We start from the raw sequence: 18714 nt of genomic DNA on the forward strand, positions 1-18714 counted from the left end.
CCATCCTGGGTCAAGGTTTCGAGGGTTGCGCGCGTCCGGGACGCTCGTCGTCGCGCAGGACGACGTAGATCGCCGGGATGACCAGCACGGTCAGCACCGTCGATGAGGCCAGGCCAAACAGCAGCGAGATCGCCAGGCCCTGGAAGATCGGGTCGAACAGGATCACCGCCGCGCCGATCATGGCCGCCAGGGCGGTCAGGACGATCGGCTTGAAGCGGATCGCCCCGGCCTCCAGCAGCACTTCGCGCAGAGGCCGGCCGCCGGTCTGGCTGTGGCGGATGAAGTCCACCAGCAGGATGGAGTTGCGCACGATGATCCCGGCCAGGGCGATGAAGCCGATCATCGAGGTGGCGGTGAAGGGCGCCTTGAACAGGATGTGGCCGATGACGATCCCGACCAGGGTCAGGGGGATCGGCGTCAGGATCACCAGGGGGAGGCGGAAGCTTTTGAACTGGGCGACGACCAGCACATAGATGCCCAGGATCGCCACCCCGAAGGCCGCGCCCATGTCGCGGAAGGTCACCCAGGTGATCTCCCATTCGCCGTCCCAAAGCACGGTGGGCTTGCGCTCATCGGTCGGCTGGCCGTTCATGCGGATGTCGGGCCTCCGCAGGGCGCCCCAGTCAGCGGTCCTGATGGCCTTGTCGACAGCCATCATGCCGTAGATCGGCGCTTCATAGGCGCCGGCCAGCTCGGCCATCACCATGTCGACGTCGCGGCCGTCGCGGCGGAAGATGTGGGTCGATCCTGGCTCCTGGGAAGCGGTGACGACCTCGCCCAGTTCGACGAGGCGGCCGCCCTGGCTCCGGGCCACGGGCAGGGCCGCCAGACCTTCGCCCCAGCTGCGCGCCGATTGCGGCAGGCGCACCGAAATCTCCAGGGGATCGCGCCCTTCGCCACGATGGGCGTAGCCGACCACCTGACCGCCGAAGGCCGCGCCGATCGAGTCCAGCACCTGCCGGTCATCGACCTTCAGGGCTTCGAGCCGATCGCGATCGGGGACCAGCCGCAGGCCGGGGCGGGCTTGGCCGTAGCTGTCGTCGATGTCGACAATATAGGGCACGGATTTGAAGATGGCCTTGACCCGCTCGGCCACGGCGCGGCGCGTCTGGGCGTCGGGTCCATAGATTTCGGCCAGCAAGGTGGCCATCACCGGCGGTCCGGGCGGGGCCTCCACGACCTTGATCGAGGCACCGGCGGGCAGGGCGACCTTGGCCAGCCGCTCGCGCAGGTCCAGGGTGATGAGGTGGCTGGAGCGCTTGCGCTCGCCTTTTTCGGCCAGGGCGACCGACAGATCGCCCTGGTCGGGGCGGTTACGCAGATAGTAGTGGCGCACCAGGCCATTGAAATTGAACGGCGAAGCGGTTCCGGCATAGGCGTCGATCGCCGTGACCTCGGGCAGGGTGCGGGTGATCGCGGCCGCCTCGGACAGCGCCCGGCCGGTCGCCTCCAGCGAGGTCCCTTCCGGCATGTCCAGCACCACCTGCAGCTCGGACTTGTTGTCGAACGGCAGCAGTTTCACCGTTACGGTCTTGGTGGCGAACATGGCGCAGGCCAGCAGGGTGGCCAGGCCCACACCGATCAGGAAGGTCCAGGCGCTCCCGCGCGTGGCGATCACCCGGCTGGCGACCTGGCGATAGAGCGCGCCCAGCTTGCCTTCGCCGTCGTGGTCGTGACCGCCGGCCGCCAGGGTCTTGCGCGCGAAGCGCACCATCAGCCAGGGCGCGATGACGACCGCCACGAAGAACGAGAACACCATGGCCGCCGAGGCGTTGACCGGGATCGGGGCCATGTAAGGGCCCATCAAACCCGAGACGAACAGCATCGGCAGCAGGGCCGAGACCACGGTCAGGGTGGCCACCACGGTGGGATTGCCCACCTCGGCCACGGCGTCGACCGCCGCGTCGATCCGACTGCGGCCGTCGTTCATGGCCCAATGGCGGGCGATGTTCTCGATCATCACGATGGCGTCGTCGACCAGGATGCCGATCGAGAAGATCAGGGCGAACAGGCTGACCCGATTGATCGTGTAGCCCATCAGATTGGAGGCGAAGAGGGTCAGCAGGATGGTTGTGGGGATGACCACGGCGGTGACCGCCGCCTCGCGCCAGCCGATCGCCAGGCCGATCAGCACCACGATGGACAGGGTCGCCAGGCCCAGGTGGAAGAGCAGCTCATTGGCCTTCTCGTTGGCGGTGGCCCCGTAGTCGCGGGTGACGGCCACGTCCAGGCTGTCGGGCAGCAGTGAGCCCTTGAGCGCCTCGACGCGGGCGAGCACGGCCTGGGAGACGACCACGGCGTTAGCGCCCTTGCGCTTGGCGATCGCCAGGCTGACGGCGGGGGCCTGGCTCCAGACGCCGTCGACGCGGGCGTAGCGCCAGACGCGGGCCTGGTCTTCGCGAGGTCCCTGAATGACGTCGGCGACGTCGCGAACATAGACCGCCTGGCCGCTCGCCGAAGGCAGGGCCAGCAGGCCGATATCGATGGCGCTGGTCAGGCTGCGGCCGGCCGTGACGTCGATCGCCTGGCCGCCTCCGCGCACCTGGCCGGCGGGAAAGGCGCGGTTGGCCTGGCGCACGGTGTCCATCAACGCGCCCAGCGACACGCCGTGCTGCGCCAGACGCGTGGGATCGGGCGCGATGCGGATCTCCTCCGGGCGGCCGCCCACGATGAAGGTCAGGCCGACATCATCGACCTTGGCGACCTCGGTGCGCAGTTTGCCCGCCAGCTCATAGAGCGCCTGATCGGTCCACTGGCCGGCGGCGCCGGACTTCGGCGACAGGGTCAGCACCAGGCTGGGCACGTCATTGATGCCGCGGGTCTGGATCAGCGGCTCGGCGATGCCGGCGGGGATGCGATCGTAGTTGGCCCGGATCTTCTCGTGGATGCGGACGGCCGCGGCGTCCGGGTCGACCCCGACCTTGAAGCGGGCGGTGACCATCACCTGGTTGTCGTCGGCGAAGGTGTAGACGTGCTCGACCTCGGCCACGCTCTTGACGATGGTCTCCAGAGGCTTGCCGACCAGTTCGATGGCGTCGGGCGCGCGCAGGCCGGGGGCCGCGACCATGATGTCGACCATCGGCACGCTGATCTGCGGTTCCTCCTCGCGGGGGATCGAGACGAGCGCCAAGAGGCCCACGGCGATCGCCGCCAGCAGGATCAGGGGCGTCAGGGGCGACTTGATCGACGCCTTGGTCAGGCGTCCGGAAAGGCCCAGGTTCATCGGGCTGTCTCCGCCGGCGTGAGGACGTCGCCCAGGCGCAGGCCCGACAGGACCTCGACGGTGTCGGGCGCGCCGCTCGTGCGGGTCTGGATCGGCGATTCCGAGATCGCGCCATCGGCGCCGACCAGTCGCGCGTAGTCGACGCCAAACCGCGTGACGACATAGCGCCTTGGAATGACGATCGCCTGGCGCTCCCCGATCTTGATGGCGGCGCGCACGCGACGGCCGATCAGGTCGCCGGGCAGGTTGGGGGCGGTAACGTCGGCGGTGACCTGTCCGCCGCTAATCGCCGGATAGATCTGGGTGATGGTCCCGCCCGTGGCGACGCCACGAAGGTCCTCGGCCGCCAGATCGACGGGATCGCCGACCTTGAGCGCGCGCGCCTGGCCTTCGGGCAGTTCGATACGCACGACGAGCGGACCGGCGGTGATCTTGGCGACCGACTGACCGGGCATGACCACCGAACCGACTGGCACGTCCGCGACCAGGACCCGGCCGGCGGCCGGAGCCAGGATCGCGCCCTGGGCGCCCAGTTCGGCGCTGGCGCCGCGCTGGGCGCGGGCCGCCGTCAGATTGGCGTTGGCGGCCTTGGCCTGGGCCTCGACCTGGTCCAGGCGGGCCTGGGCGTAGACGCCGTGCGAGAAGAGATCGCGCGTGCGGGCCAGATCGGCTTGGGCGCGCGCCGCCTCGGCGGCGGCGGCGGCGACCTGGGCGTCGAACGCCCCGGTCTGCAGGGCTAGCCGGTCATCCTTGATCCGGCCGATCATCTGGCCCTGGCGGACGACATCGCCTTCCTTGACGCTCAAGGCCACCAAGGTTCCGGAGATCCGCGCCCGGGCCTCGGCCATGTCCCGCGTGGTCAGGGTTCCGGGCACGGGTTTGAGGTCCGCCACGGTCTGGGCGCGGATCGTCAGACGGCCGGCGGCGGGCGCCGTCCTGATCGTCGGCGTCGCCGCCTCCTTGGGCTCGCCACAGCCGCTGAGCAGCAAGGCCGCTCCCAAGGCGCTGATCAGATATGGCCGCGCCGTCATGGCGTCCCCTCCAGCTTTTCTTGTGATGGTCGACTAGCGGACGGTCGGCAGGCCCGCGGCCTTCCAGGCCATGATCCCGCCGGTCAGGTGGGTGTCGAGCGCCTGGCCGGCCTTCTGGCAGTGGCCCACGGCCGTGGCCGAACGTTTGCCCGAGCCGCAGCTGAACACCACGGCCTTGTCGCCGGCGTCGGGCAGGGCCTTGGGGTCGAAGCTCGAGAGCGGGACATTGACCGCGCCGGGAATGCGCTCGGCGGCGAACTCGGCGGGCTCGCGCACGTCGACCAGTAGGATCTTGTCGGCGTCGAGGGCGGCCTTCACCTGGTGAGCGGTGAGGTCCTTGGTCTTGGGCGATCCGAACATCAATGGGTCTCCTTGAAGGGGGCGGGGGAGGGGGCGGTCTCGGGGACCGCGCAGAACAGACGCGACAGGGTCTCGACCAGGGCGCGGGCCTGGCCGCTGCGAAGGTCGTAGAAAATGGTCTGGCCCTCGCGCCGAGCCGAGACGACGCCGTCGCGGCGCAGCAGCCCCAGGTGTTGCGAGGTCAGGGTTTCGCGCACCCCCAAGGCCTGGGCGAGCGCGCCCACCGACTGCTCGCCGTTGACGAGCGCGCAGACGATCATCAGCCGATGCGGATTGGCCAGCGCCTTGAGCAGAGCGCAGGCGTCGTCCGCGGAGGCCTTGAGGGCGTGAGGCTCAAAATTCATAGTTGCGTATATGCGACTTTGCGAATATTAAGTCAAGCATCGATAGGGTGACGGTATCCCGGTGGTTCGGGCTCAAACCTGATCCTGATCAACATGAGCCGGCGGAGTGAGTCCAATCTCGGCTACGAACCACGGCATCGGAGGAACGAGATCATGGCCAAGCCCCGCATCGTCATTCTGGGCGCTGGACTAGGCGGCGCGATCGCCGCCTTCGAGATCAAGCAGGCTGTCGGCGACAAGGCCCAGGTCGAGGTGGTGTCGCAGGGCGACACCTTCCACTTCGTGCCATCGAACCCCTGGGTCGCCGTCCATTGGCGCAAGCGCGAGGCCATCGAGGTCAAGCTGCCGCCTGTGTTCCAGAAGAGGGGCATCGGCTTTCGAGGCGTTGGGGCGGCCAAGGTCATGCCCGATCGTAACCAGCTTGAACTGACCGACGGCGTGCTGCTCGACTACGACTATCTGGTGATCGCCACGGGGCCGGAGTTGGCCTTCGACGAAATTCCGGGGCTTGGCCCGCACGGTGGCTTCACCCAGTCGGTGTGTCATGTCGACCATGCCGAGGCCGCCGCCGCCGCCTTCGATCGCTTTGTCGAAAACCCCGGGCCGATCATCGTCGGTGCGGTGCAGGGCGCCTCATGCTTTGGGCCGGCCTACGAGTTCGCCATGATCCTCGACACCGAGCTCAAGCGTCGCAAGATCCGCGACAAGGTTCCCATGACCTTCGTCACCTCCGAGCCCTATGTCGGCCATCTGGGCCTGGACGGGGTCGGCGACACCAAGGGTCTGCTGGAAAGCGAGATGCGCCAGCGGCATATCAAATGGATCACCAGCGCCAAGGTCGCCTCGGTCGAGGCGGGCATGATGCATGTGGAGGAGATCGGCGAGGACGGCGCGGTCAAGGCGACCCACGATCTGCCGTTCGCCTATTCGATGATGCTGCCGGCGTTCCGGGGCGTGGCGGCCGTCCGTGGGGTCGACGGCCTGACCAATCCGCGCGGCTTCATCCTGGTCGACAAGCACCAGCGCAACCCGACCTATCAGAACGTCATGGCCCTGGGCGTCTGCGTGGCGATCGCCCCGACCGGCAAGACGCCCGTGCCCGTGGGCGTGCCCAAGACCGGCTTCATGATCGAGAGCATGGTCACGGCCATCGCGCATAATCTCAAGGACATCGTGGACGGTCACCCCGCCACCCGCGAGGCGACCTGGAACGCCATCTGCCTGGCCGATTTCGGCGACGGCGGCGTGGCCTTCGTCGCCCAGCCCCAGATCCCGCCGCGCAACGTCAACTGGTCGGCCAGCGGCAAGTGGGTGCATCTGGCCAAGGTCGGGTTCGAGAAATACTTCCTGGCCAAGGTCAAGCGCGGCGAGAGCGAGCCCTTCTACGAGAAGCTCGCCCTGGACGTCATGGGCATCCACAAGATCAAGCCCTGAGGGTGGGACGGGGCCGTCATCGCCCGGTCCGCCGGGCCGCGGCCCAGATTGTCGCCTGGACGCACCAGGCCCTGGCCCAGGCAAGCGCCTGAGCCGTTAGAGGAGGTTGACCATGACTATCGACCGTATGGTTCTGGCTTTCGCCGGCTTTGTCGTCCTTCTGGGCGTCGGTCTGGCCCATTTCGTTCATCCCTGGTGGATCGCCCTGTCGATCTTCGCCGGACTCAACATGATCCAGGCGGCCTTCACCGGCTTTTGCCCGGCCGCGATGATCTTCAAGAAGCTCGGCGTCAAGCCGGGCGTCGCCTTCCGGTGAGCACCATGCGCGCCGTCCTCGCCCTGACCTTGCTGGCCGGTGTCGTCGCGCCCTTGGGCGCGTCGGCCATGAGTCTGCCCGAGGCCATCGCCCTGGCGCGGCGCTCCAATCCCGGACTTGCCCAGGCGCAGGCCCAGTCCGACGCGGCCTCTGCTCGCCTGGCCCAGGCCCGCGCCGGCCGCCTGCCCAGTCTGACATTGTCCGGCGAAAGCGCCAGCGGAACGACCGATCTTGGCGGCTTCTTCGGCTTTGGTCAGAGCGATGTGTCGCCCCGCGCGGCGTCGCTGCAACTGCGCCAGCCGCTGTTCACCGGGGGCGGCGTCAGCGCCGCCATCGCCCGAGCCGGCGAGGGTGAGACCGCCGCCCAGGCCGAGCTTGGCGGCGCGGCCTCCATGCTGAGCGCACAGGTCGCGGCCGCCTATGTCGGCGTCCTCAGCGCCCAGGACCTGTTGGCCCTGAGCCGGGCGCAGGTCGTCCAGATGGACACCATCACGGCCCAGGCGAAGCTTCGCTTCAAGGGCGGCGAGATCCCCCGCACCGAACTCGACCAGGCCGTGGCCCGTCAGGCGGAGAGCCGTGCGGCGCTGGCCCGGGCCGAAGGACAGCTGGCCAGAAGCCGGGCCCACTTCGTCTCGGTGGTCGGCGCGGAGCCCGACGGCCTGGAGACGGCGATCGCGCCTCCCGCGACGCCCGCCTCGCTCGATGAGGCGATCGCTATGGCTTCCCAATCCAGCCCCATTCTGCTGGCCGCTCAGGCGGCCGAGCGCGCGGCCCAGGCCGGGGTCCGCTACGCCCGCGCCGAACGCCTGCCCAGCCTGGCCTTGACCGCGACCGCCAGCACGGCGCGCGATCAGTTCTTTCCCGGCTACCGCGCCGACGGCGTGACCGTCGGGGTGCAGGGGCGATGGACGCTATTTTCAGGCGGCGCGGTGAGCGGCCGCGTCGACGAGGCCAATGCGGAGCTTCGCCGCGCCCAGGCGGGCGTGGACGCGGCGCGGGCTCAGGTGCGCGAAGCGGTGATCGGCGCCTGGGGCGATGTGGTCACCGCGCGCGCGGTGATGCTGGCCGCCACCGACCAGGCCAGCGCCGCGACCAGCGCGCTCGACAGCGTTCGCAATGAAGTGCGGGTGGGCCAAAAGCCCGTTCTGGATCTTCTCGACGCCGAGCGCGAGGCCCTGGCCGCGCAAAGCGCCCTGGTCGCGACGCGTGGCGAGGTGACGGTCTCGGCCTATCGGCTCGAGGCGCTGCTGCACGGCCAATGAGGCGGCGACGCCCGCTGATATTCGAGGCGCGGCAGCGCTTCCTGGCCGCGCGCGGGGCCGACCTGCGGATCAGGCCGCGTCGGACGGGAGAGTGATTGTCGCGGCTAAGCCGCCCTCTGGTCGGTTGCTCAGGACCAGCCGCCCCCCTTGTCCCTTGGCGAGGGCTTGGACGATGGACAGGCCAAGGCCGGCACCGCCGGTGCGGCGGCTGCGGGAGGACTCGCCGCGCTCGAACGGGGCCGTGAGGGTCGCCAGCGCCTCGGCTGGCAGGCCCGGACCATCGTCCAGCACCATGATCTCGACCTGGCCGTCCAGGCGGCGAACGTCGAGCGTGACCGCGCCGCCATAGCGGACGGCGTTGTCGATCAGGTTGTCCAGCATCCGCCGTAGAGCCAGGGGCGAGGACCAGACCTTGCCGGCAATGTCTGGCGCGAGGACGACCGTCTGGCCCATCTCTCGGCGCAGGGCGACCAGGGCTTCCAGTTCGCGACGCAGGTCGATCGATCGAGCCCCGTCGCCGCGACCCGCGTCCTGGCGAGCGAACAGCAGGGTGTCGTCCAGCAGTTGGGCCATCTCGGCCAGATCGGCTCCGGCCTTGGCGCGCTGGGTCTCGTCGGCGATGAACTCGGCCCGCAGCGTCAGGCGGGTTAGGTAGGTGCGCAAGTCGTGGGCGATGGCGGCCAGCATCCGGGTGCGCTCGTCCATCAGCCCGCGGATCTGCTCCCGCATGGTGTTGAACGCCGCCGACAGCTCGCGAAGCTCGCGCGGACCGCGCAGCGGCAGGACCTTGGCGTTCAGGTCGTCACCGAACCGGGCCACCTCGCGAGCCAGCAGGCTTACGGGCCGGGTGGTCTGACGCACGGCCAGGGCCAGCATCAGCAGGGTGACCGCCAGCAGGGCGGCGGCCGCCAGCGAGACGCGACCGAAGAACAGGCGGGCGGTCTCGGGCGCGCGGCGTCTCAGGACCAGCACCTCGCCGTCGGTCAGCCGCACCGAGAGCAGCAGCGCGTGGCGACCGGGCAGGGCGCCGTCCCTCAGCCGGCCGCCGCGACGGATGTCGATGCGCAGCGCGCGACCGCCCAGGGCGCTTCGATAGGCTTGGTAGCCCGGGTCGCGGTCGTCGGCGATCCGGGCGCGAAGCCGTAGCGGGGGGAAGTCGGGCTGCAGGGTCGTGCGGATCACCCCGGTGTCGAGGGCCGCGATCACCTTGGCTCTGGCCGCCGGCGGGCTGGCTTCCACCGCCTCGACGATGGCCCGCGCCTCTGACGGGCGGGGCAGCTGATAGAAGCGCACCCCGCCTTCGCCGCCGCCTTGCGGCCACACCAGAAGCGCCGCGCCTATCAACAGCATCACCGCCAGACCGGTCAGCAGGATCGCCGTCATCCGGGTCGAGAGATTGTCGGCCAGCAGCATGATCAGACCCGCTCGGCCGGGGCGCTGAACAGGTAGCCGCCGCCCCGCACGGTCTTGATCAAGGCCGATCCGCCAGCGCCCGCGCCCAGCTTGCGGCGCAGGCGGCTGAGCAAGACGTCGATGGCGCGATCGAAAGGCTCGGCGCTGCGGCCTCGCGTCCAGTCCAGCAGCTGGTCGCGGCTGAGCACCCGCTGAGGATGGCGCAGGAAGGCCATCAGAAGGTCATGCTCGCCCCCGGTCAGCACCACGGCCTGGCCTTCCGGATCGGTCAGGTCGCGGCTGGCGGTATCCAGCCGCCAGCCCGCGAAGGCCAGCACCTCGCCGGACGGGGCGCTGGCCACCCGATGGACCTCGCGCGTGCGGCGCAGGATCGCCTTCACCCGCGCCAGCAACTCGCGCGGATTGTAAGGCTTGGCCAGATAGTCGTCGGCTCCGATCTCGAGCCCGATCACCCGGTCGATATCATCGCCCTTGGCGGTGACCATGAGGATCGCGACCTCGCCGCCCGCCCGCAGCCGACGGCACACCGACAGGCCATCCTCACCCGGCATCATGATGTCCAGCAGGACCAGGTCGACCCGACGGCGGGCGGCCAGCCGGTCGAAGGCGGACGCGTCCTCGCAGCCGACCGCCTCGTAGCCCTCGCGGCGCAGCAGCCCCAAGGTCAGGTCCCGAATTTCGGCGTCGTCTTCCACGACCGCGATCAGCGTGTTGTCGGCCATGACAAGCCAATGCCCCAAGCCCGGGTTGGGCGGAAGTCGCCACCCGGCCCGTTTACACTTCGATACAGTTCGTCGGACAGGTGCAAACAGGCGATTGCACGGCCATGGTCAGGTGACGGCGTCGAGGGACAACGACACAATCCACGGAGCTATCATGCGCAAGACTTCCATCCTGGCGGCAGGCCTCTCGACCCTTTCCGTGCTGGCCGCGATGATCGCCGCGCCCGCCCAGGCCGGCCAGCACGGCCGCCTCGTCAACGTCCAGGGCGCGCGCGGCCATGGCTATGTTCACAGCCGCGATGTCAGCCGTCAGCCGGGCGCGATCGCCGTGTCGCGCGGAACCCAGACCAATTCGGGCCGCGGCGTCGCCAGCAATCGCAACGCCAGCTGGGGCGAGGGCGCCTATCAGGGCGGGGCGACCCGCACCTTCAACAACGGCGCCTCGGCCAGCCGCAGCACCCATGTGGTCGACAACCATGACGGCACGGTGAGCTACGACCATTCGCGCACCGGCTATGACGGCGCCACGCGGTCGGTCAGCGGAACGGTGAACCGCCCCTGATCACCCGTCCCTGACCGAACGCGTCCCGGCCCGCCGCGCCATTGCCCCCAAACCGCGCGGCGGGCCGCTCTTTCCGGAGTTTGAAAGTGAAGATCTTGATCCTGTCGGCCGCCCTGGCCCTGGCCGTCTCGGGAGCTCACGCGGCCCCCCGCACGTTCGGCGGCGGGCTGGAGAAGGCCGACGCCAACCACGACGGCTATGTCACCCCCGAGGAGTTCAAGGCCGCTCGATCAGCTCAGTTCGATCGTCTCGATCGCAACGGCGATGACCTGGTGACGCTGTCGGAGTTCCCCCGCCTGGCCAAGTCGAACCGCCCCAAGGCCAAGGCGCTGAAGACGGTGATCACCCACGCCGACCGCGACGGCGACGGCCGCGTGACCCGCTCCGAGTTCGTGGACGGACCAGCCCCATTGTTCGACCGCGCGGACCGCGACCACGACGGGCGTCTGTCCCGGGACGAGATCGCCGCCGCCCGCGACCAGCTCGAGGCCCTGAAATGAAGATCAAACCCCTGACCACCGCGGCGATCGCCGTGGCGGCTTTGGCCGTGATGGGCGCCGGCGTCGTCGAGGCCCGGCAGCTGGGACTTGGCATACGCGGACAACTTCGTCAGCGCCTGCTGGAGAAGAAGGCCGAGGAGGAGCGGCCCATCGACCTGCGGGCCATTATGCCCGGCGCTCGAAAGCAGACCGACGCCTATGGCAGCGACGCGGCCCAGCGGCTGGATGTCTACCTCCCGCCGGGCGCCCGCAACGCGCCGATTCTGATCATGGTGCATGGCGGCGCGTGGAAGATCGGCGACAAGGCCAATACAGGCTCGGTCGAGAACAAGCTCAAGCACTGGCTGACGAAGGGCTGGATCGTGGTGAGCGTCAACTACCGGATGCTGCCCGACGCCATGGCCTACGAGCAGGCCCAGGACGTCGCCCAAGCCGTGCGATGGGTGCAGGGACATGCCGACGACTGGGGCGGCGATCCGAACAAGGTGATCCTGATGGGACACTCGGCCGGAGCCCATCTGGTGGCGCTGTTGTCCTCGCGTCCCGACATGGTCGGCAAGGCCTGGGCGGGGACGGTGGTGCTGGATTCCGCCGCGATGCGGGTCTCGACGACCATGGCGGGACGCCATCCTCGCTTCTATGACGAAGCCTTCGGCGCCGATCCTGCCTACTGGGCCAAGGCCTCTCCGATGGACCAGTGGACGCCACGGGCCGTACCCATGATGCTGACCTGCTCGACCAGGCGACCCGACGATCCCTGCGCCGATGCCCGCCGGTTCCAGGCCCTGGCGCGAGCGGCGGGGCGCGACATGCCGGTGCTGCCTCTGGATCTGACCCATGCCGAGGTCAATCGCACGCTGGGACTGCCTGGCGCCTATACGCACGCGGTCGACGACTTCATCGCCGCGCGGCTTTCTCGGTAGTCGCCCAGGCGCGGGGCTTCGGGATTGGGCGCGCGCCGCCGCCCAAGTTGGCGGCCGAACGCCCCGTTCCTGGACGCGAGCCAACGTCCGTTTCTCCAGTCGGGCGCGGGCAGCGCTTTTCGCGAGGCGCCGCGGACCGTTTTAAACGATTGTCACACCCGGCCGCTAAACGCCCCGCTTTTCGGGTTGGGTGGTGGCGATCTTGGCCAAGGGCGATGGAGACGCTGACGAGACGCCGGCGAGGCGGTCCGCGAACTACTGGCTCGGGCGGTACGGCGTCGAGATCCGGACAGCCCTGACGCGTCGGTTTGGACCCGATCAAGACGGCGTGGACGACGCGATTCAGAGCGCGCTCCTGAAATTCTGCCGGCTGGACGATCGCGACGACATCGCCGATCCGCGCGCGTTCCTGTTCGTCATGGCCCGCAATGCGCTGCGCGACTCGATTCGCCGGGCGAACAGCCAGAAGCGGCGTTGGGCGGCCTTGTCCGCGACGCCGACTCTGACGACGCCGGAATTGACCCCGGAAGAGGTTCTCATGCAACAGGAGCAGCAACAGGCGCTCGAAAGGGCGCTCGAGGCTTTGCCTCCAGAAGCGCGCGAGCTCTTGCGACTGAGCCGGATCGAAGGACTGACCTATGCCGAAATCTCGCGAATGACCAACCGATCGCCCGCCGACATCAGCCGAAAGATCGCCGCCGCGCTGCTCCAGCTGCGCGAGCATCTTCGGGCCGTGGGGGCGCAGGCGGCATGACGGCGCGCGAGACGGACGTAACCGAGCAGGCCATGCAGTGGTTGGCCCTGCGGACCGGCGGCGCTTTCGACAGGGATCGACGGCGGACCTTCGAGGCTTGGCGGGCCGAGTCTCCGGACCATGCGGCGGCCTATGCCGAGGCCGAGGCGCTGTGGGCGCGCCTGGCCTGGTCGCCGTCGCTGAACAGCAAGAGCCTGGAGCAGCCGATCGTGGCGCCCGAAGTCCCGCCGGCGCGCGCGCGCCCCAGGCGCGCCGGGACGTCGACCCTCGTCAGGTGGGGCGCGATCGCGGCTGGCCTGGTGCTGGCCTGCCTGACGCCGTTGGCCGTCGAGCGCCTGAACGCCGGTCGCGAACTGGTCACCGAGGTGGGCGAGATCCGGCACCTGACGCTGAGCGACGGCTCGCGCGCCTCGCTGGCCGGGGCCACCCGCATGACCAGCCTGATGACCGACCACGTCCGTGCGGTGCGTCTGGCGGAGGGCGACGCCTATTTCGATGTCGCCCACGACACCGGCCGGGTTTTCACGGTCCGGATGGACGGCTTGAAGGCCGAGGCGGTGGGCACGGCCTTCGAGGTCCGCAAGACGCCGGCGGGACCGCAGGTCCTGGTTTCGGAGGGCAGGGTGCGCGTCAGCGCGCGCGGCGCCGGCCAGGTCCTGATGGCCGGGCCCGGCGAGCGGGTGACCCTGGTTGGCCACGCCTTGCGGCGGTCGCGGTTCGATCTCGCCAGCGCCGCGCCGTGGCGGCGGCAGAGGCTTGTCTTCGTCAACGCGCCGTTCGCCGACGTGGTCGCCGAGCTCAATCGTTACTACGCGCCCGGAGTCGTGGTCGCCTCGCCGGCATTGGACGGCCGGAGGGTCACGGCCAGCTTCGCCGTCGACCAGACCCCCCAGGCCATCGAAAGCATGACCCAGGAGATGGGGGCGCGGCTGGAACGCGTTCCAGGGAAAGCCGACGTGGTCCGATAGGCTTCGGGGGCTGGGTTTCTTGAAGATTTGATGAAATCGGCGTTTCACCGGGAATGAACCCGGGCGAGCGGCGTCTAGGCGGTGTTTGAGGCTGTCAGGCCAAGAGGCCGCGCCGTCATCGTCTAGGGGGATCAAGTTGACCAGCCACCGTATCGGCCTGCGGGCCGCTTTCTCGGCGTCCGCCGCCGTTCTCGTCCTGGCCTGCGCGGCCGCGCCAGCCGCGGCGCGGCAGGCGAGCGCCCCGCGCGCCCAGGCCGCGGCCGTCCACCAGATCCGCCTCGAAGCCCAGTCTCTGGACCGGGCGGTCATCGCGCTGTCTGAACAGACCAACACCGTCATCCTGGCGACCGACGTCTCGCTGGACGGCCGGCGATCCTCGACCCTGGTCGGTGCGATGACCGTCGGCCAGGCGCTGGCGCGGCTGCTGGAAGGCTCGAACCTGGCCTACAGGCGCGATCCCAACGGCGTCTACGTGATCGTGCCGGGCGAGGTGCGCGCCGAACCGGCCGTGCTCGACGACGTCGTGGTGACCGCCCACTATGACCCGCTGGGCCGCCTGCAGAAGAGCGCCACGGACGGGTTTCTCGGGCTGGACCGGTCGCTGCTGGAAACGCCCCGCTCGGCCTCGCGCGTCAGCGTCGACACGATCGCGCGCTACGGCATGCAGAATGTCGACGACCTGGTGACCGCCGTGCCGGGCGCCTTCACGGCCAGCTTTTTCGGCGTCCCGGGCAACCTGAACGTCCGCGGGACCTTGGCCGACACCTATTTCCAGGGCTTCAAGCGTATCGAGAACCGCGGCAGCGCCTCGTCCAACCTCGGCGCGGCGGCCTATGTCGAGGTGCTGCGCGGCCCGTCTTCGCCGATCTACGGTCCGGGCAAGGTCGGCGGCCTGCTGAACTTCATCCCGAAGTCGGCGCGCGGCGCCAACACCCGCTACGCCGACACGCTGGGCGGCGGCGTCAACGTCACCGTGGGCTCCTACGGACGCCGCAACGCCGCCGCCGATCTCGTCGTGCCCCTCGGCAAGGGCGGCCTGGCCTTCTATGTCGAGCGGGAGGATTCGGACTCCTACTACCGCAACATCCACCCCAAGCACTGGAACCTCCAGGCCAGCTATGTGGGCGATCTCGGCGGCGGCTGGTCGACCGAGATCAATCTGATGCGCTTCAAGGAGTCCGGCCGCATCCAGTCGCCGGGCTGGAACCGGGTGACGCAGGACCTGATCGACAACGGCGTCTACATCACTGGCCGTGACACCGACCTGAAGGACCTCGACGGTTCGGGCATGGTCGAATACGGCGAGATCGACGCGGCGTTCGGCGCGTCGGGCGGCACGTCCAACATCCGCCAGATCCTCGAATACGGCGGCAAGAACAACGCCAAGTTCGCCCTGGACGAAGGCGTGGGCGCGACGAAGCTCGATCGCCGCAACATCATGGCCGACGCGGCCGATCACAACGACAGCGAGACCTTCACCGCCTATGGCGCGGTGAAGAAGGAGATGTCCAACGGCTCGGTGCTGACCCTGGCCGGCTTCATGGACGAGTTCAGCAACGACCGCTTCAACAGCTTCGGATTCGCGGCCGACTACTATGCGCGCGCCTTCGAGGGTCGGGTGACCTTCAAGTTTCCCGCGCGGTTCGGTGATCACCTCCACGCCGACACCATCGTCGGCGCCGCCTATCGCGACCACAAGGCCAAGCAGTACGAGTCGTTCCTCTCAGGCTATATCGGCTTGAACCGCCGCGACCTGTCGCGCGGTTCAACCGCGGCCGACCGCATCGCCACGCCCCGCGTCAAGTCGGGTCTCGAGATGTGGGACTCCCGCCATCACATGGAATGGAACAGCCGCTCGGTCTTCGGCCTGAGCGACGTCACCCTGTTCGACCGTTTCAGCGTCCTGGCCGGTCTGCGCTGGGATCGCTACGAGGTCGACGCGATCAACAAGGGCGAGACCGTCTTCGGCACGAAGAACAAGTGGGTCTCGAACACCGACGACGCCGTCACCTGGTCGCTGTCGGCGCGCTACGAGACGCCGTGGGGTCTGACGCCCTACCTGACCTACGCCAAGCCCCGCTCGCTGGAGTCGACCCAGACCGGCGGCGTGTCGGTCGGCTCGGTGCAGAACAAGCTGTTCATTTCGCCGTCGGAGTTGAAGGAAGCCGGCGTCAAGTTCTCGCTGTTCGACGGGTCGCTGCTCGGCGGCGCCGCCTACTATGAGCAGTTCCGCCGCTCGACGGACCTGCTGGGCAATGTCAGCGGCAACACCTCGGAAGGCTTCGAGCTTGAGGCGCACTGGCTGGCCTCCAGCAACCTTAGCTTCACCGCCGCCCTGACCCTGCAGGAGACCAAGGTCGACGCGCCCGGCAAGGGCAAGGGCGAGTATCTGGAGCTGCGTCCCGAGCAGTTCGGCATCGCCAATCCGGCCCTGGCTTATGGCGGCACCTTCGCGGTCAACAACGCCGGTTCGCTGGCCGAGCTGACCCGCGGCTATGTCGTGCGCACCATGCCCGACACGGTGGTCAGCGTCTTCGGCTCCTACACGACCGATCCGTTCCCGTTCATGGGCGACAGGGCGACCGCGGGCCTGACCGCCGGCGCCACCTATGTGTCGGAGACTGGCGGCATTTTAAGCAACAGCATCCGTCTTCCGGAATACACCTTGGCCAAGCTGGCCGCCTTCGTGAAGGTTCGGGACATGACGGTGTCGGTCAATGTCGACAACCTGTTCGACAAGACCTACTTCACGCCGGCGGCCGAGGTTTACAAGGAAGTGTCGGTGATGCCGGGACTGCCGCGGATGGTCCGCCTGAACCTGGCCTATCGGTTCTAGCCCTGAACGGACCCGGCGGCCGTCCGCCGGGTCCGACCCTTTCGATCGCGTCTGGTGATCCCCGATGACTGAATCCTCTCGGCCCTCGCGGCGTGGCGTGCTGGCCCTGCTGGGCGGCGGCGCGACCCTGTCCTCATCGCCGGCGCTGGCTCGGGGCGGGCTTACCGCCGCCGCGTTCACCCATGGCGTGGCGTGCGGCGATCCGACGACGACCGGCCTGCTGCTCTGGACCCGCGCGGTCGGGGAGGAGGCGGAGACCCGCGTGGGCTGGGAAGTCGCCGAGGACGAGGCCTTCGCCAGGATCGTCCGGTCGGGCGTCGCCGCGACCAGCGCCGCGCGCGACCATACCTGCAAGGTCGAGGTCGACGGCCTGAAGCCCGGCGCGACCTACTGGTACCGCTTCCGAAGCGCGGACGCGGTGTCCCGTGTCGGGCGAGGGCGGACGTTGCCGGCCAAGGGCGTGAAGGCGGCCCGGCTGGCGGTCGTCTCCTGTTCTCACTACGGCTTCGGTTATTTCAACGCCTATCGCGCCATCGCCGACCTGCCGTCTCCGGTCGACGCCGTCGTCCACCTGGGCGACTACATCTACGAGTACGGGGTCGACGGCTACGGCGGTCCGGAAAGCCAGACTCTGGGCCGCGTCCACCAGCCGGCGCACGAGATCGTCACCCTGGCCGACTATCGCCAGCGCTTCGCCCAGTATCGGACCGATCCCGACCTGCAGGACCTGCATGCGCGCTCGGCCTTCATCACCATTTGGGACGACCACGAGACGGCCAACAACGCCTGGATGGGCGGCTCGCCAGCCCACGACGACAAGATCGAAGGCGCCTGGGAGGCGCGTCGCGACGCCGCCATCCAGGCCTATTTCGAATGGCTGCCGATGCGCGATCCCAAGCCCGGCCAGGCCGCTCACACCCTGAATCGCGTCTACGACTACGGCGACCTGCTGTCGCTGATCGTCATCGAGACGCGGCTGACCGGCCGGACCAAGGCTCCCAGCGCCTCGCGCGACATGATCCGCGACGCCGAGGGGCGGCCCGATCCGGTGAGGTTCGAGAAGGAGGTGCTCGACGCACCAAACCGCTCGATGATGGGCCCCGCGCAGGAGGCCTGGCTCGAGACGGCGCTCACCGCCTCGGTTCAGCGCGGCGCGGCCTGGCAGGTTCTGGCCAACCAGGTCATCGTCGCGCGCATGCGGGCTCCGGACTTCATGTCCCTGCTGCCCAAGGACCTGCTCGACGACGCCCTGACCCGCCCCGGCTCCAAGCGCTGGCTGGAAAGCACGCGGCTTGGCCTGCCGATCAACCTCGACGCCTGGGACGGTTACCCCGCAGCGCGCCTGCGTCTCTACGACTCGGTCCGCAAGACCAAGGCCAATCTCGCGGTCCTGACCGGCGACACGCACATGTTCTGGGGCAATCGCTTGCACGATCCCCGTGACGAAAAGGCGGTGGGTTTCGAGTTCGGGGCCGGCAGCGTGACCTCGCCGGGCGGCTACGAGACCGTCAGCCCGGATCCGCGCATCTACGAGGTCGCGGAGACCGCGCTCGTCGAGCGTAATCCGGACGTGCGCTTCGCCCGCGTCCGCGACCACGGCTTCCTGCTTGTCGAAATTACCCGCCAGGCGGTCACCTGCGACTATTTCAAGGTCGCCGACATCGGTGTTCGCAACCCCAAAGCGGCTCGGTTCTGCAGGATCGTCTCGACGCGCGGTGGCGAAATGACCGTGGCGCCCGGCGACGCGTAGCGACCGATCGGTGGGACGTGGGGACTGTTACTGATCGCCCCCTGAGGCAAGCGGGCGCGGTGTTCTACATCCGCTCGGACAATGGGCGGGAGATCCAGGTGTCGACGAACGCCTCGGTTCCAGCCTGTCGGCAAGGGGAAGTCACCGCGCGGCGATGAAGCAGCGGCCGTCGCCAGCGCGGCCGTCTATCGCGCGCGGCGGTCATCCGGGCCGCTCATCTGAAATTCCAGCTTGACTAAGTGCTATGTTATAACGTTTCAAATCACCCAGGGTGAAACACCGCTTTCTGGGGGCGTATCTTGATCTTCAATTGGCG

The 18714-nt window shown here is 68.8% G+C and carries 16 protein-coding genes; 10 read left to right on the top strand and 6 right to left on the bottom strand.

Translation table 11 applies throughout. The annotated features are described in order from the left end of the window. Positions 1-10 precede the first annotated feature (10 nt). From AC07R7_RS16855 to AC07R7_RS16870, 4 genes are read right to left on the bottom strand one after another with little or no spacing between them, the layout of a single operon-like run. Complete coding sequence (locus AC07R7_RS16855) at positions 11-3223, bottom strand: efflux RND transporter permease subunit (protein ID WP_494635968.1); 3213 nt, start codon at positions 3221-3223, stop codon at positions 11-13. Further along, positions 3220-4254, bottom strand: a complete 1035-nt coding sequence (locus AC07R7_RS16860) for an efflux RND transporter periplasmic adaptor subunit (protein WP_494635969.1) — start codon at positions 4252-4254, stop codon at positions 3220-3222. The genes AC07R7_RS16855 and AC07R7_RS16860 overlap by 4 nt, the downstream gene beginning before the upstream one ends. Before the next feature lie 33 nt (positions 4255-4287). Further along, entirely contained in the window at positions 4288-4614 is a 327-nt protein-coding gene (locus AC07R7_RS16865) for a rhodanese-like domain-containing protein (RefSeq protein WP_395443245.1), read from the bottom strand. Beyond that, positions 4614-4958, bottom strand: a complete 345-nt coding sequence (locus tag AC07R7_RS16870) for an ArsR/SmtB family transcription factor (RefSeq protein WP_492884092.1) — start codon at positions 4956-4958, stop codon at positions 4614-4616. The genes AC07R7_RS16865 and AC07R7_RS16870 overlap by 1 nt, the downstream gene beginning before the upstream one ends. A 153-nt stretch (positions 4959-5111) precedes the next feature. Between AC07R7_RS16870 and AC07R7_RS16875 the strand changes: the two genes are divergently transcribed. From AC07R7_RS16875 to AC07R7_RS16885, 3 genes are all read left to right on the top strand, one after another. Further along, a complete protein-coding gene (locus AC07R7_RS16875) occupies positions 5112-6392 on the top strand; it encodes an NAD(P)/FAD-dependent oxidoreductase (RefSeq protein WP_494635970.1) in 1281 nt (426 codons plus the stop codon). A gap of 112 nt (positions 6393-6504) precedes the next feature. Beyond that, positions 6505-6708, top strand: coding sequence for a YgaP family membrane protein (locus tag AC07R7_RS16880; RefSeq protein ID WP_125158031.1), 204 nt, complete (start codon positions 6505-6507; stop codon positions 6706-6708). A 5-nt stretch (positions 6709-6713) separates the two neighbouring features. Then, positions 6714-7970, top strand: coding sequence for a TolC family outer membrane protein (locus AC07R7_RS16885; RefSeq protein WP_492884096.1), 1257 nt, complete (start codon positions 6714-6716; stop codon positions 7968-7970). 69 nt (positions 7971-8039) lie between these two features. Here the strand turns inward: AC07R7_RS16885 and AC07R7_RS16890 are convergent, their stop codons facing one another. Together AC07R7_RS16890 and AC07R7_RS16895 are read right to left on the bottom strand one after the other, a co-directional pair. Next, positions 8040-9383, bottom strand: a complete 1344-nt coding sequence (locus AC07R7_RS16890) for an ATP-binding protein (protein ID WP_494635971.1) — start codon at positions 9381-9383, stop codon at positions 8040-8042. Positions 9384-9385: 2 nt separating this feature from the next. Next, the gene (locus AC07R7_RS16895) at positions 9386-10105 is read right to left on the bottom strand and encodes a response regulator (RefSeq protein WP_492884100.1); all 720 of its coding nucleotides are present in this window, start codon (positions 10103-10105) and stop codon (positions 9386-9388) included. Between the two features lie 154 nt (positions 10106-10259). On the opposite strand from AC07R7_RS16895, the gene AC07R7_RS16900 reads away from it, so the two are divergent. The 7 genes from AC07R7_RS16900 (at position 10260) to AC07R7_RS16930 (ending at position 18398) form a co-directional block, all read left to right on the top strand. Continuing rightward, entirely contained in the window at positions 10260-10667 is a 408-nt protein-coding gene (locus AC07R7_RS16900) for a hypothetical protein (protein ID WP_494635972.1), read from the top strand. Positions 10668-10753: 86 nt separating this feature from the next. Further along, complete coding sequence (locus AC07R7_RS16905; protein WP_494635973.1) at positions 10754-11167, top strand: EF-hand domain-containing protein; 414 nt, start codon at positions 10754-10756, stop codon at positions 11165-11167. After that, positions 11164-12090: a carboxylesterase family protein gene (locus AC07R7_RS16910; protein WP_494635974.1), complete on the top strand. Its 927-nt coding sequence runs from the start codon at positions 11164-11166 to the stop codon at positions 12088-12090. Before AC07R7_RS16905 ends, AC07R7_RS16910 begins: the two co-directional genes overlap by 4 nt. Positions 12091-12292: 202 nt before the next feature. Beyond that, complete coding sequence (locus AC07R7_RS16915; RefSeq protein WP_494635975.1) at positions 12293-12844, top strand: RNA polymerase sigma factor; 552 nt, start codon at positions 12293-12295, stop codon at positions 12842-12844. Next, positions 12841-13812: a FecR family protein gene (locus AC07R7_RS16920; RefSeq protein ID WP_494635976.1), complete on the top strand. Its 972-nt coding sequence runs from the start codon at positions 12841-12843 to the stop codon at positions 13810-13812. The genes AC07R7_RS16915 and AC07R7_RS16920 overlap by 4 nt, the downstream gene beginning before the upstream one ends. A 136-nt stretch (positions 13813-13948) precedes the next feature. Further along, on the top strand, positions 13949-16648 hold the full coding sequence (locus tag AC07R7_RS16925; RefSeq protein ID WP_494635977.1) for a TonB-dependent siderophore receptor: 2700 nt from the start codon (positions 13949-13951) through the stop codon (positions 16646-16648). A 64-nt stretch (positions 16649-16712) separates the two neighbouring features. Further along, a complete protein-coding gene (locus AC07R7_RS16930) occupies positions 16713-18398 on the top strand; it encodes an alkaline phosphatase D family protein (protein ID WP_494635978.1) in 1686 nt (561 codons plus the stop codon). The last annotated feature ends 316 nt before the right edge of the window (positions 18399-18714 follow it).

The sequence above is a fragment of the Caulobacter sp. GW821-FHT05F04 genome (genome assembly GCF_059419665.1).

What these genes read in the sequence shown, in the direction of transcription:
- AC07R7_RS16930 (WP_494635978.1), top strand. Translation starts at nt 16,713, where the DNA reads ATGACTGAATCCTCTCGGCCCTCGCGGCGTGGCGTGCTGGCCCTGCTG.
- AC07R7_RS16900 (WP_494635972.1), top strand. Translation starts at nt 10,260, where the DNA reads ATGCGCAAGACTTCCATCCTGGCGGCAGGCCTCTCGACCCTTTCCGTG.
- AC07R7_RS16920 (WP_494635976.1), top strand. Translation starts at nt 12,841, where the DNA reads ATGACGGCGCGCGAGACGGACGTAACCGAGCAGGCCATGCAGTGGTTG.
- AC07R7_RS16890 (WP_494635971.1), bottom strand. Translation starts at nt 9,383, where the DNA reads ATGCTGCTGGCCGACAATCTCTCGACCCGGATGACGGCGATCCTGCTG.
- AC07R7_RS16860 (WP_494635969.1), bottom strand. Translation starts at nt 4,254, where the DNA reads ATGACGGCGCGGCCATATCTGATCAGCGCCTTGGGAGCGGCCTTGCTG.
- AC07R7_RS16865 (WP_395443245.1), bottom strand. Translation starts at nt 4,614, where the DNA reads ATGTTCGGATCGCCCAAGACCAAGGACCTCACCGCTCACCAGGTGAAG.
- AC07R7_RS16875 (WP_494635970.1), top strand. Translation starts at nt 5,112, where the DNA reads ATGGCCAAGCCCCGCATCGTCATTCTGGGCGCTGGACTAGGCGGCGCG.
- AC07R7_RS16880 (WP_125158031.1), top strand. Translation starts at nt 6,505, where the DNA reads ATGACTATCGACCGTATGGTTCTGGCTTTCGCCGGCTTTGTCGTCCTT.
- AC07R7_RS16885 (WP_492884096.1), top strand. Translation starts at nt 6,714, where the DNA reads ATGCGCGCCGTCCTCGCCCTGACCTTGCTGGCCGGTGTCGTCGCGCCC.
- AC07R7_RS16870 (WP_492884092.1), bottom strand. Translation starts at nt 4,958, where the DNA reads ATGAATTTTGAGCCTCACGCCCTCAAGGCCTCCGCGGACGACGCCTGC.
- AC07R7_RS16895 (WP_492884100.1), bottom strand. Translation starts at nt 10,105, where the DNA reads ATGGCCGACAACACGCTGATCGCGGTCGTGGAAGACGACGCCGAAATT.
- AC07R7_RS16855 (WP_494635968.1), bottom strand. Translation starts at nt 3,223, where the DNA reads ATGAACCTGGGCCTTTCCGGACGCCTGACCAAGGCGTCGATCAAGTCG.
- AC07R7_RS16910 (WP_494635974.1), top strand. Translation starts at nt 11,164, where the DNA reads ATGAAGATCAAACCCCTGACCACCGCGGCGATCGCCGTGGCGGCTTTG.